The 12,901-nt window shown below is 61.4% G+C and carries 8 protein-coding genes; 6 read left to right on the top strand and 2 right to left on the bottom strand.

The window, feature by feature from the left end; all coding sequences use genetic code 11:
* Positions 1-43 precede the first annotated feature (43 nt).
* Together BV106_RS18595 and BV106_RS18590 are read right to left on the bottom strand one after the other, a co-directional pair.
* A complete protein-coding gene (locus BV106_RS18595) occupies positions 44-1,669 on the bottom strand; it encodes an FAD-dependent protein (protein WP_038167146.1) in 1,626 nt (541 codons plus the stop codon).
* A gap of 74 nt (positions 1,670-1,743) precedes the next feature.
* Positions 1,744-2,601, bottom strand: a complete 858-nt coding sequence (locus BV106_RS18590) for a helix-turn-helix transcriptional regulator (protein WP_038167145.1) — start codon at positions 2,599-2,601, stop codon at positions 1,744-1,746.
* 107 nt (positions 2,602-2,708) lie between these two features.
* On the opposite strand from BV106_RS18590, the gene BV106_RS18585 reads away from it, so the two are divergent.
* The 6 genes from BV106_RS18585 to secA all read left to right on the top strand — a co-directional run bounded on the left by BV106_RS18585 (position 2,709) and on the right by secA (position 12,621).
* The gene (locus tag BV106_RS18585) at positions 2,709-3,101 is read left to right on the top strand and encodes a hypothetical protein (RefSeq protein WP_051946036.1); all 393 of its coding nucleotides are present in this window, start codon (positions 2,709-2,711) and stop codon (positions 3,099-3,101) included.
* 76 nt (positions 3,102-3,177) lie between these two features.
* Complete coding sequence (locus tag BV106_RS36855) at positions 3,178-4,926, top strand: alpha/beta hydrolase fold domain-containing protein (protein ID WP_063767960.1); 1,749 nt, start codon at positions 3,178-3,180, stop codon at positions 4,924-4,926.
* Positions 4,927-5,056: 130 nt separating this feature from the next.
* Positions 5,057-7,084: a VIT domain-containing protein gene (locus BV106_RS18575; protein ID WP_051946035.1), complete on the top strand. Its 2,028-nt coding sequence runs from the start codon at positions 5,057-5,059 to the stop codon at positions 7,082-7,084.
* Complete coding sequence (locus tag BV106_RS35850; RefSeq protein ID WP_051946034.1) at positions 7,081-8,436, top strand: exosortase/archaeosortase family protein; 1,356 nt, start codon at positions 7,081-7,083, stop codon at positions 8,434-8,436. The genes BV106_RS18575 and BV106_RS35850 overlap by 4 nt, the downstream gene beginning before the upstream one ends.
* 183 nt (positions 8,437-8,619) lie before the next feature.
* Complete coding sequence (locus tag BV106_RS18560) at positions 8,620-9,156, top strand: hypothetical protein (RefSeq protein WP_038167144.1); 537 nt, start codon at positions 8,620-8,622, stop codon at positions 9,154-9,156.
* A 273-nt stretch (positions 9,157-9,429) separates the two neighbouring features.
* The gene (gene secA, locus BV106_RS18555) at positions 9,430-12,621 is read left to right on the top strand and encodes a preprotein translocase subunit SecA (RefSeq protein ID WP_038167143.1); all 3,192 of its coding nucleotides are present in this window, start codon (positions 9,430-9,432) and stop codon (positions 12,619-12,621) included.
* Positions 12,622-12,901 lie beyond the last annotated feature (280 nt).

Below are 12,901 nucleotides of genomic sequence, written 5' to 3'. Positions count from 1 at the left end.
ACTACGCCCGTGGGAAAACACGAACCCAAACCAAAGGCCGAACCTACCCCTGTATCCCCGCAATGATCTTCTCTGCCACGCGCATGCCATCCACCGCCGCAGAGATGATCCCGCCGGCGTATCCCGCGCCCTCTCCTGCTGGATAGAAATGCTTCACCCCCACGCACTCGCATGTCTGGGCATCTCGTGGAATCCGGACAGGTGAAGAGCTGCGGGTTTCCACGCCGGTCATCACCGCGTCATCCAGCATGAATCCCTTGAGCCCGCTCTCGATCATGGGCACGGCCTCCTTGATCGTGTTGCACACGAACTCAGGCAGCACCTCTCGCAGATCCGTCCAGAACACTCCCGGTTCATAGGAAGGCTTCACCTTCCCCTGACTGGTGCTGGCCCGGCCCTGCATAAAGTCCCCTAGCAACTGCGCAGGCGCATGGTAGTTCCGCCCGCCGACCTCGAAGGCACGGCGCTCCAGGCTTCGTTGGAAGTCGATTCCGCCCAGCACATTCTCCGCAGCAAAGTCCTCCGGCCGGACATCGACCATGAACCCCGAGTTGGCATTGGCTTCCGCCCGGGCGTAGCTGCTCATCCCGTTGGTCACCACCATGTCCGGCTCAGAGGTGGCAGCCACCACCAGCCCACCAGGACACATGCAGAAACTGTAGGCTGCCCGCCCGGTGGGAGCGTGCGCCACGAACTTGTAGGCCGCCGCCCCCAACTTGGGGTCCCCTGCGGCTTTTCCAAATTGGGAATGGTCCAGCAGTGCCTGGGGATGCTCGATGCGCACCCCCACCGAGAACGGCTTCGCCTCAAAAGGAATACCCTGCTTGTACAGCGCCTCGAAGGTGTCCCGTGAACTGTGCCCCACGGCAAAGACAAACCGCTCCGCCTCGATGATCTCGCCGGTCTCAGTTTTCACCGCGCGCATCACTCCGTTCTCCAGGACCACGTCAGCCACCCGGGTTTCGAATCGGACCTCGCCACCCAGACTGATGATCTCCTCACGAATCGTCCGCACCACTTTGATCAGACGGTCCGTGCCCACGTGAGGTCGGCTCTTTACCAGGATGTCCTCCGGAGCCCCCGCCTTGGCGAGCTCCTTCAAGATCCAGGGGATGCGGTTCTCCCGGTCCCGAATCTGAGTGTAGAGCTTGCCATCGGAGAAGGTGCCCGCGCCCCCTTCCCCAAACTGAACATTGGAGTTGGGATCGAAGGCCCAGCCACGACGCCAGAAGCCAGTCACATCTCGAGCGCGCGGTCCCGCCGCCTTGCCCCGCTCCAGCAGGATGGGTTTATACCCCTGCCGGGCGAGCAGCAGCCCGCAGAAAAGTCCGCACGGCCCCGTGCCTACCACCACGATTCTGGGCTTGGGTGCCGTGTCACTGCCTCCCTCGGCTGTCAGCTTCTCCAGCTCCAGGTACCGTTCGTCCGGTGCTTTCTCAATCCGGCCGGGCTTGCCCACCCGCCGTAGGACGCGCTCTTCATCCGGCACTTCCACGAGCAGCGTGTAGCAGAAGAGAACTTCATTCTTCTTCCGGGCGTCCACCGCCCGTTGCTTGATCTTGATTCTGCCCAGCCGCTCCGGGCGAGTATCCAAAGCCTTGCAGACAGACTTTTTCAGAGCGTCGTCGGTGTGATCGATGGGCAGGCGGAACTGGCTGATCTGAAGCATGAGATGCTGCCTGCTCTAGCCTGATCCGGGCCAAAACTCCAGCTTCCTCTGAGGAGATTTGCCAAGAATGGCCATTAACTCGCGCCATGGATCAGCGTCTTGAGGGCCTCAGCCGTGGCCTCATCGGCTGGCAGGAACGACTCGATGGCCAGCTCAGACACGGTCACATCCAGAGCGGAGCCAAAGACCGTCGTGGTGCTGACGAAGGACAAATCCCCCACCGGAGTGCGGAGGCGAAACGGCACCAGGACCGGCAACCCGGGTCCTGACTCGCCAGCGATTGCGGTCCCTTTCGCAGCACGTGCCCGCGAGTTGGGCGACACATAGGACTCCAGCTCTGCCAACAACACCTGGAGCTGACGGTCGCCAGTGATCGCGATATCTCGACGTAACCTGCCCAACACATAGGCATGCCATTCTGAGAGGTTCAGGATCTGCGGTGCCAGTCCTCGCGGATGCAGACTCACCCGCAGCACGTTCACGTCCCCGCGCAAAAGTTCCTCTGGCACCCCGGCCAGCAGCGCCTTGGCGGGCCGGTTCGCTTCCACGAGATTCCATCTGCGATCCACGGCCAGGGCGGGACAGGGCTCCAGGCTGGAGAGCATGAGCCCCACCGCTCGCCTCACCTCGCTGAGCGAGGGATCCTTCAGGGAACGCGCGCCATACTCGGGCGCAAAACCTGCGGCAATGAGCAGGTCATTTTGCTCGCGGAATGGGATGTCCAGGAATTCCGCGAGCCGCAGGATCATCTCCCGACTGGGACGGGAACGACCGTTCTCGATGAAACTCAGGTGCCGCGTGGAGATCTCCACTTCCAGCGCCAGTTCCATCTGCCGGTAGCGGCGATGCTCACGCCAGCCACGCAGCATGGCCCCGAAGGAGCCACCAGACGCCACAAAAGGTGACGCAGAAGAAAGTGCGGAAACGCTCATCTTATTACCTCGCAGGTAATCGTGAAGGAGAGCGCCCGCAATAGAATCCCCTTGTCGCCAACAGAGGCGACTCCCTGAAACCGAGATCCACTCAAACCAACAAATCAATGAACACGTTCGCCCAAACCACTGCTGCTCAAAAAGCCCCTGCCATCTTCCTCCTCGATGCAATTGCCACCGGAGGCATGGCTCTGGGCTTGCTCTTCTTTTCAGAGATGCTCTCGCCGTTGCTTGGGCTCCCGGCCGGGCTACTCCGCTGGGTCAGCTACATCCTCATCCCCTTCGCCGCCGTGGTTGCCTGGATGTCACTCCGTCCGAGCTTCACCCACGGCCTGGCCTGGGCGATTGTCGGCATCAATGTCTTGTGGACGCTGGACAGCGTGGCCCTGCTCGCCACGCACTGGGTTCAACCCACCACTCTTGGCATCGCTTTCATCCTGGGACAGGCCGCCATCGTCGGAGCCTTCGCGGTGCTCCAATACCGCAGCCTTGTGAAATAGACGCCCTCTCAGCAAGAAAGCCTGATCAAAGAGGAGCCCGTCCCGTCGCGTATACAGAGTCCGACCGGCTCCTCCCATGACTAATCCCTTCTACTGGTATCGCTCTGCTCTGCTGCTCTCACTTGTCACCGGGTTCGTTAACCTTGCAGAATCCGCTCAGGCGGAACCGGTGGTCAAAGAGGGCATCGAGTTCGCCCAGGTGGGAGACGAGTCGCTCAAACTCGATCTGCACCTGCCCGAGGGAAAAGCAAAGTCTCCCCTCATCGTCTACGTGCACGGCGGTGGCTGGCGTTCCGGCTCCCGCTCAGACATGCCACTGGACAGCCTCGTGGCACAAGGCTTTCCAGTTGCCAGTGTAGACTACCGTCTTTCCACCATCGCCCCGTTCCCGGCGCAGGCTCATGACATCAAGGCGGCCATCCGCTTCCTGCGGGCCAAGGGCAAGGACCTCGGCCTGGACGACACCTCCAAGATCGTGATCGCCGGTGGGTCTGCTGGTGGACATCTCGCCGCGATTGTAGGCGTCACCAATGGCAACAAAGTCCTGGAGGGCACCGTGGGCTCAGCCCCATCTGCTTCCAGTGATGTCCAAGGCATCATCAGCCACTTCGGAGCTTCAAACTTGCAGACCATCCTTTCGCAGAGCACGCCACATGGCTTGAAAGTTCGGGTGCCTGCACTCGAGTTGTTACTAGGCGGGCAACCTGAACAGAAACCAGACCTCGCCCGGCTGGCCAGCCCGGTCGCCCAGCTCGATGCCCAGGATCCGCCGCTGTTGCTGATTCACGGAGATGCCGATCCACAGATGCCCTTCGCCCAGTCCGAGGAATTCCAACGCGCCTACCAGAAGGCCGGACTCAGCGTAGAGTTCGTCCCGGTGGTCGGCGGCAAGCACGGCGGCCGGGAGTTCTATGATGAGGCTCGGACGAAGGTGATGGTGGCGTTCCTCAATCGAGTCGCCAGCAGCTCTGCCAGGCCTACGAAACCCGCGCCCACTCATGCGGACGTCTCATACGGCCCTCATCCACACCAGTTGATGGATGTGTATCTTCCTTCCTCGAACCCATCTGGCGCGCCCTTTCCGGTTCTGGTGTGGTATGGCGGGCTCTGGAAACCTGCCAAGAACGCTCCCGATCTGAACCAGTTTCTCCCCCGCCATATCGCCGTGGTCGCGGTGGAGTCACGGACGCTCACTGACGGTGTTGAAGACAAAATCAGCCCGCCCGTTGCCTACCCCATGGAGGATGCCTGCCGGGCGGTGCAGTTTGTGCGGGCCCAGGCTTCAAAATGGAACCTCAACCCCGACCGCATTGCTGTGGGCGGCGGCTCCCAAGGCGCTCTGCCCGCCTTGTATGCTGGTTGCTCGGTAGACCGCCAGCGTGCCGACTCGGCCGATCCTGTGGAGCGCCAGTCCAGCCGGGTGACCTGCGTCGCCGCCTATCGCAGTCAACCGTCCATCGATCCCGTGCGCATGCAGGAATGGGTCCCGGGTGTGATCTGGGGAGCGCCCGCGCTGGGCTCTGGATTTGAGGAATCCCTCAAGCGACGGGAGGAACTCCTGCCAGTGATCCGCAAGTGGTCGCCGGACCACCTGCTCCACGCGGGCGCCGCCCCCATGTACTTCGAAAACAACTGGGACCTCACCCAACCGACTACCGTGACCGAGATGGACTACAAGGTCCACTCTCCTGCTTGGGCCCTAGGCTTCCAGAAGCTTGCCACTCAGGCAGGGGCGACCTGCTACGTGAAGTATCCCGGTCGCGAGACCGAGGGCTACGCGGATATCTGGGACTTTCTGGTGAAATCGCTCGGGGCACCTAAGTAGCTTGCCGAAGGGACCGCCTTTTTCGCCAGGCAGCTTCACTGGCAATTCACGTCGGTTTCACCATCGGTTCACAATAGCTTCATCCAGGGCGGGCAGGGTTCGGGAACACAATCCGGACCTCCCCTGCCCTATGAAAAAGCGATTCATCCCGCTCGCGGCCACGCTTCTGGCCCTCTGCGCCTCCCCCATGGGGCTGGCCATCACCCAACCCCACCCCTATGGCGACGGTCCACCGGACAAGACGCTCGCTCCAACTTTCCAGGTGAGCGGCAAGACCGCCAGCCAGACTGAGGTGCTGCCGCTGAGGTCCACTCAAGTCCAGGCAAAGATCTCCGGTGTCATCGCCGATGTCACGGTGGAGCAAGAGTACCAGAATACCGGGTCCGCCCCCATTGAAGCCAAATACATCTTCCCCGCCTCCACCCGCGCAGCCGTCCATGGCGTAGAGATGCGACTGGGCCAGCGAGTCATCAAATCCGTCATTCAGGAGAAGACCCAGGCCAAGGCCACCTACGAGAAAGCCAAGAGCCAGAGCAAGTCCGCAACCCTGCTGGAAGAGCATCGGCCAAATGTGTTTGAGATGAGCGTGGCCAACATCTTGCCGGGAGAGGTGGTCAAGGTCTCCCTCCACTACAGTGAAAAGCTGCTTCCCTCGAATCGGGTTTACGAGTTCATCTTCCCCAGCGTGGTAGGTCCCCGATACCTGGGCGGTTCAGGAAATGGCACCGGCGAGGCCTGGGCGGAAAATCCCTACGTGGCCACAGGCACAGCCGGCGCGGCGACCTTTGCCATGAATCTGGAACTCCAGGCGGGCATGCCCCTCCAGTCCATCGCCTCCCCCAGCCATCAGGGGCTGATGCAGTTCAGCGGCAAGAGCAGCGCTTCCTTCACGCTCTCCCCTTCGGCAGATCACGCCACCCGTGACTTTGTCCTACGCTACCAACTCTCCGGACGCGAGGTCGCCACCGGGCTCCTGTTGCACCAGGCTCCCGCCGGGTCCGGCCCTGACGCGGAGAACTTCTTCCTGCTCAACGTGCAGCCTCCCGCCAAACTGGAGGCCGGGCAGACACCTCCGCGGGACTACCTCTTCGTCCTGGATGTAAGCGGTTCGATGAATGGCTTTCCCATCGAGACCTCCAAGCGCCTGATGAGCGACCTGCTCAAAGGACTGAATCCCAGCGACACGTTTAACATCCTCCATTTCGCCTCCGACAGCGCCGTGCTTTCCCCCAAGCCCCTGGCCGCGACCCCTGACAACATTCAGCTTGCGACCAAGGATCTTTCAGGCCATCGCGGCAATGGTGGCACCGAGCTGCTGCCCGCGCTCAAACGGGCTCTGGCCATGCCTCAGGAGGAAGGCGTGTCGCGCAGCATCGTCATCCTCACCGATGGGTATGTGACCATCGAAAAAGAAGCTTTCCAACTGGTGCGGAAGGAGCTTCATGACGCCAACGTGTTCACTTTCGGAATTGGCACATCGGTGAACCGCTGGCTCATTGAAGGTCTCGCACATGCCGGCCAGGGCGATCCCTTCGTCGTGCTTTCGGAAAAAGATGCGTCCGCTGCTGCGGAACGGTTCAGGGAATACATCTCCCGCCCCGTGCTCACGGATGTCCAGGTGACCTATGAAGGCTTCGATGCCTATGATGCAGAACCTGCCAGCATCCCGGATGTCTTTGCCGACCGTCCCATCGAGTTGATCGGCAAGTGGCGGGGTCAGCCCCAAGGCCGCATCATCGTTCGCGGAAAAACCGGGGGCTCACCGTATGAAGCCAGCTTTAACGTCGGCCAAGAGTCTGCCAAGGGATTGACCAATCCCGCCCTGCGCCCCCTGTGGGCCAAGGACCGGGTTCGCACCCTTAACTACGAGCTCCAGATCACGCCTGACGCGAAGACCATCAAGACAGTCACCGATCTGGGCGTCCGCTATGCCTTGCTGACACCCTACACCTCTTTCGTCGGTGTGGACGAGGCCCCGAAGGAAATCCTTGCGGAAGCGCAAGCCGCTGGCCAGCCCACCGGCGCGGCCCAGCCCGTGGTGGTAGTGAGCTCTTCCTCCAAGGGCAAGACTCCCGGGGCGGTGCCTGAACCCGGCGTGACAGGCCTGCTCCTCCTGGCCGCTGCAAGTCTGCTCATGAACCGCCAGCGCCCCCGGTGAATCCTGCGTCCCCCACGGATCTGGTCGTCCGGGATGCCCTGCCGCTCCCGGTGCGGCTCTGGCCCCTGGCGGGCTGGGGTCTCTTTCTTCTGGCGGCCCTTCCCTCCTGCCGATGGTATTTGCATCGGATCTCGGACCAGTCTGATGAACCTCTCGGACTCCTGGCCCTGCTTGTGTTCACCGGACTGGTTTGGACGCGACGCCGGGACATCCAGTGGGACTCCAGTCTTTTGATCCGCGGCAGCGGCTTGCTGCTGGCCTGGACTTGGGCCGGCAACTTTACCTACCCGATGGTGATGGCCGCGGGAGTGCTCGCGGTGCTTCTTTCATCCATGCAGCTCCGTGAGGGAAAGTCGGGCCTGGCGGCACTGCTGCTCCTCTCACTGCCGCTCATGGCCTCGCTCGATTTCTATGCGGGCAGTCCCATGCGTCTGGCGGCAGCAGAGATAGCCCGCGTGACACTTTCGACGCTCGGTCTTACCGTGACCCGGGCGGGCACCCTCCTGATGGATGGCGACCGCATCGTGGGCGTGGACCCGCCTTGCTCCGGAGTGAGGATGCTGTGGACCACCTGGTTTGTCGCAGCCACTCTGGCCAGCCTGCGACGCCTCCGTCTGCCCGGCACCCTCTTGTTGGTGGCTGTAGCCACCATCCTGGTCACCGCAGGAAACAGTCTGCGCGCCACGATCTTGTTCTTTCCCGAGTCGGGCCGGGCGCACTGGCCTCAGGTGGCCCACGAGGGCGTGGGACTTGCCTGCCAGGCGTTGGTGCTGGCCGGGGTGTACTTTATGGCCGGTCGCATCGGAGATGGATACAGAACGGGACGTCCTTCACACAGCCATGCTTGGATGGCTGCGCTCGCCCCCTGCTTCATCGCTCTGGCACTCCTGTGGCACTTCCTGCCGTCCCCTCCTTCCCATTCTCAGGCTTTCGTATGGCCCGCCACTTGGGATGGAGTGCCCCTGCGCCCCGTGGAGCTCTCAGAACGTGAGGTCCAGTTCGCCCGTTCCTTTCCCGGTCAGCTCGGCCGATTCCAATGTGGCGAGACAGAGATCATCCTGCGGCATGTCACCCAGCCCACCCGCCTTCTCCACAGCAGTGCGGACTGCCTGCGGGCTTCCGGGTACGAAGTGCACCCAAAGCCCGCCTGGCAGGATGTCGATGGCCGGGTCTGGGGGTGCTACGAGGCCCGTCACCGAGGGCAATCGTATCGAGTCCGGGAACGCATCACCAACTCGTCGCAGTCCCACAGCCACACAGACGTCTCCAGCTGGTATTGGTCTGCTGTCTGGAATCCTGAGTCCGGGCCGTGGCTGGCGGTGACCATGATTGAAACCATTCCGTCACGCTGATGCCGTGGCAGCAGAGCCTTCCAGCTTTTACACTGCTGCGAGACGCAATTGCTTTACCTGCGGCCAGACTGTGAGAAATTGCGCATTCCAGACATTCAGGTGTTCTCCCGGGTTCTCCGCTCCCTTTTCCAGAGGAGCCGCGTATTTCCGGTGACACCCATTGGTGTTTGTCTCCTTTTCGCCATGACCTCCAGCCGACTTTCCACCTGTGCGTTCCTATTTCTGGGAGCGGGCTTGGTGGGGCTGTCGCCAGCTGAGCCACGCCTCGCGCGTGACAGCGGTGAGGATCAGGCGGGAGTGGTCGCCATCAAGCTGCCTCTCCGCTCCGCGTCCGTCAGGCCTTCTACCGGTGAGCCTCACAGACAAAAGCGCACCCCGCTGGATCCTTCCAGCCCAGCGTCGCCCTTGCGCGTGACGCCACCTGCGCTCGTCGCGATATTGACCGCCAACCAGGAACGCCCCCGTGCCAATGCCCAAGTGGCACTGCCGTGGCAGAGTGCTGTTCCCGCGCTGGCGGATGCCGATCAAGTCACCCATCCGCCGCTGCATTTCGACCCCGCAGCGGCCTCTTCCGCCGTCCATATCGACCATCAGAGGCAGGCGGAAACGGAGCTGACTTCCCGACGAGCCAAGTACCCAGACCATCAGCAACACCGGTTCACCGACAAGTGGGAATTCATGAGGGGGTGCCTCCGGGCACCAGACGGGATCGAGGCCTGAGCCTCCTACACACCCTGGGAGCCCTGCCCCTCCCCTGAGGAAGACAATGTACTCTTCCCTGAACCTTCACCCTTCTACTGGGTGATGGCTGGCGCAGTTTTCCGGCAGATCCTGCCTTTGCGCAGCTTCTGCCTTGTTCCCATAGCTTCATCGAGAAATTGACTGCGTGCATCTCCGCGCCCCTCAGGATTGCCTGCGGGGGCCTGCTCAACACTTACCTTGCGCAAAGTCAATCCTCAGCCATCCTACCGTCCCTTTTTCCCTCCCCTTGCCATGTTTGATTGGATCGTTCGAAAAATTATAGGCTCAAAGAACCAGCGCGCCGTCAAGCGCCTCTGGCCTCTGGTGCATCAGATTAACCAGATTGAAGCCAAACTTCAGAATGAGCCTGAAGACGTGCTCCGCGAAAAAACCGCGGGCTGGCAGGAACGCTTCCGTGCCTTCCATGAACCCCAGTTCCTCGCTGGCGTCTGGCTGCGCGTGGCAGGTGAAGAGGAGGTAGATCACTGTCTGCGTCTGGTTGCCGACCGTTTCAATCGCCTGAAGCCCCACTTCCCCAGCCTGGACGTCAATCTTGTGAGCGAAGACGCGTGGGCCAAAGAGCCTCTCGATGCTCGTAAAGAGCGCATCGTCAGGGCTCGCGAAGCCTACACGGACATCGCCCCCAAGTTCGGCCAGATCGAAGCCAGCATCCTGGAGGAGATCCTCCCCGAGGTGTACGCAGTGGTGAAGAATGCCGCCCGCCGTCTGTGCGGTCGCGAGGTGCTTGTGTGTGACCAGCCCCTGCGTTGGGAAATGGTGCACTTCGACGTTCAGCTCATCGGCGGTATCGCCCTGCATCGCGGCATGATCGCGGAAATGGCCACGGGGGAAGGGAAAACGCTCGTGGGCACCCTGCCCGTCTTCCTCAACGCCCTGACCGGTCGCGGAGTTCACGTCATCACCGTGAACGACTACCTCGCCCGTCGTGACTCCGAGTGGATGGGCACCCTCTATAAATTCCTGGGACTCACGGTCGGTTGTATTCAGAACGACCAGGCCCCTGACGTACGCCGCGACCAATATGTGGCCGACATCACCTACGGAACAAACAGTGAGTTCGGCTTCGACTACCTGCGTGACAACGGCATGGCCCGCAGCAAGGACCACCAGGTCCAACGCGGCCACTACTTCGCCATCATTGACGAAGTGGACTCCGTCCTCATTGATGAAGCCCGTACGCCTCTGATCATCAGTGGTCCCGTGGCTACGAGCACACACCAGTTCGACCGCTACAAGCCGCTCGTGGAGCAGCTCGTGCGCCGCCAGAACACGCTGTGCAACCGCCTCATCCAGGAAGCCAACGAGAACTTCGAGAAGAACGAGAACGAGCTGGGCGGGCGCAAGCTCTTCCAGGTGCGCCTGGGCCAGCCCAAGAACCGCGGCCTCCTCCGCGCCCAGGAAGACGCCGACAAGCGTCGTGCCATGGAAAAGGCCGAGCTGAGCTTCTACCAGGACACGCAGAAGACGGCCCTCTTCGAACTCAAGGAAGAGCTCTACTACACCATCGATGAGAAGACGCATGATGCCGATCTCAGCGAAATGGGACGCACTTTCCTGAACCCGGACGAACCCGATGCCTTCGTGCTGCCTGACATCGCTTCTGCCTATGCAGACATCGATGCCGATGCCGCGCTGAATGACTCGCAGCGGCTGGCCAGGAAGGAAGAAATGCAGGCCAAGCTCGACACCCAGGGCCAACGCATTCACAACATCAACCAGCTCCTGCGTGCCTACTGCCTTTACGAAAAGGACAAGGAGTACGTCGTTGAGGAGAACAAGGTCATCATCGTGGATGAGCAGACGGGCCGTAAGATGCCCGGCCGCCGCTGGAGCGATGGTCTGCATCAGGCCGTGGAAGCCAAGGAAAGCGTCCACATCGACCACGAGACCCAGACGCTGGCGACCATCACGATTCAGAACTACTTCCGCCTCTACCAGAAGCTGGGCGGCATGACCGGTACCGCTGAGACGGACGCAGCAGAGTTCCACGACATCTACCGTCTGGACGTGCTGAGTATCCCGACCAACCGTGTCATCAAGCGCAAGGACCACAACGACAGCATCTTCAAGACGCGTCGTGAGAAGTACCAGGCGGTGCTCAAGCTCATCACTGAGACTCACGCCACGGGTCAGCCCCTGCTGATCGGTACGGCGAGCGTGGAATCCTCAGAGACCCTCTCCCGTCTGCTCAAGCTGCAGAAGATCCCCCACTCCGTACTGAACGCCAAGTATCACCGTCAAGAAGCGGAGATCGTGGCGCGCGCCGGTCAGAAGGGCTCCGTCACCGTGTCCACCAACATGGCCGGCCGTGGTACGGACATCAAGCTGGGCGAAGGCGTATCAGAACTCGGTGGCCTCTTCGTGCTCGGCACGGAGCGTCATGAGAGCCGTCGCGTGGACCGCCAGCTGCGTGGTCGTTGCGCCCGTCAGGGTGACCCGGGCAACAGCAAGTTCTTCATCAGCTTCGAAGACGACCTCATGCGCAACTTCGGCGCAGCTGAGCGCATGACAAAGATCATGGAACGCTTCGGCATGGAGGAAGGTCAGGAACTGGAACACCCCTGGCTCAACCGTTCCGTCGAGACTGCCCAGAAGCGTGTGGAACAGCGGAACTACCTGTCCCGTAAACACGTGCTGGAGTATGACGACGTCATGAACCAGCAGCGTGAGGTGGTGTACACCTACCGCAACGAGGTGCTGGAAAGCCCCGATCCACGCCTGCTGCTGAATGAGGTGCTCGACAAGGTCATCCCGACCCGTCTTGAGGAGTTCATCCCCAAAGATCAGAGCAGCGACACGCAGGCCAACTATCAGGCCCTGCTCAACTGGCTCAACACCTCCTTCCCCCTCGGGCTTACCGAGAAGGAAGCCGCTCTGGAGACGAAGAGCTTTGAGGAAACCGTCCAGTTCGTCATTGATCGCGTCCGCCGCGCTTACGACCTCAAGACCACCGGCGTGTTGCCGCAGCTCCTGCAAGAGAGCGAGCGCATCATCCTGCTGGAAGCGATCGATGAGCAGTGGCAGAACCACCTGTACGCCATTGACGGCCTTCGCGAAGGCGTCCGCCTGCGCTCCTACGGCCAGAAGGACCCCCTCGTGGAGTACAAGTCCGAGGCGTACATCATGTTCGAGGAGTTGATGACCAACATCTACAACAAGGCGGTCTCCAACCTCTTCAGCAGCCACCAGCGTCTTCAGGCATTCATGGAGCATCTGCGCAACAGCATGCTCAACAACGCCCGCCAGACCGGGCCGGAAAACGCCCCACGCCAGTCCGCCGCCCCCGACTCCCCCGAGCCCGAGGACGAAGGCCCCAGGATCACCATCCCGCTCAAGCGCGACATCCCCAAAGTAGGCCGCAATGACCTCTGCCCCTGTGGCAGCGGGAAGAAGTACAAGGCCTGCTGCGGTCGCGGCGCTTGATCTGCCCTGACTATTGATTCAATGAAAAGGCCGGCCTTCGCGAGAGGGTCGGCTTTTTTGTGTCGTGCAGGTGAATCTGACGTCACTCCCCACGCCTACTGGTTTGAGCTGAATCACGACCACCCTCAAGCTCAAGAGTGAGAGCCTGCAACGTGCAGACTACTGGAATTTGATCCCTGAAGGGGATTGGATATCCCACTCCGAAGGAGTTGCGGCGGGGCAGGCTGACTCGCGACGCATGTTCTCCTCCGCCGACACAAAATCCGTCACGCTCGAATTA

This window comes from Verrucomicrobium sp. BvORR106, from assembly GCF_000739655.1.
GTDB lineage: Bacteria > Verrucomicrobiota > Verrucomicrobiia > Verrucomicrobiales > Verrucomicrobiaceae > Verrucomicrobium.
The sequence above is the reverse complement of the archived record's forward strand: the minus strand, read 5'-3'. Positions and strand labels throughout refer to the sequence as shown.

Bases quoted from the DNA above. Each gene is read 5' to 3' on its own strand.
- BV106_RS18595 (WP_038167146.1), bottom strand. From the start codon at position 1,669: ATGCTTCAGATCAGCCAGTTCCGCCTGCCCATCGATCACACCGACGAC.
- BV106_RS36855 (WP_063767960.1), top strand. From the start codon at position 3,178: ATGACTAATCCCTTCTACTGGTATCGCTCTGCTCTGCTGCTCTCACTT.
- BV106_RS18560 (WP_038167144.1), top strand. From the start codon at position 8,620: ATGACCTCCAGCCGACTTTCCACCTGTGCGTTCCTATTTCTGGGAGCG.
- secA (WP_038167143.1), top strand. From the start codon at position 9,430: ATGTTTGATTGGATCGTTCGAAAAATTATAGGCTCAAAGAACCAGCGC.
- BV106_RS18575 (WP_051946035.1), top strand. From the start codon at position 5,057: ATGAAAAAGCGATTCATCCCGCTCGCGGCCACGCTTCTGGCCCTCTGC.
- BV106_RS18590 (WP_038167145.1), bottom strand. From the start codon at position 2,601: ATGAGCGTTTCCGCACTTTCTTCTGCGTCACCTTTTGTGGCGTCTGGT.
- BV106_RS18585 (WP_051946036.1), top strand. From the start codon at position 2,709: ATGAACACGTTCGCCCAAACCACTGCTGCTCAAAAAGCCCCTGCCATC.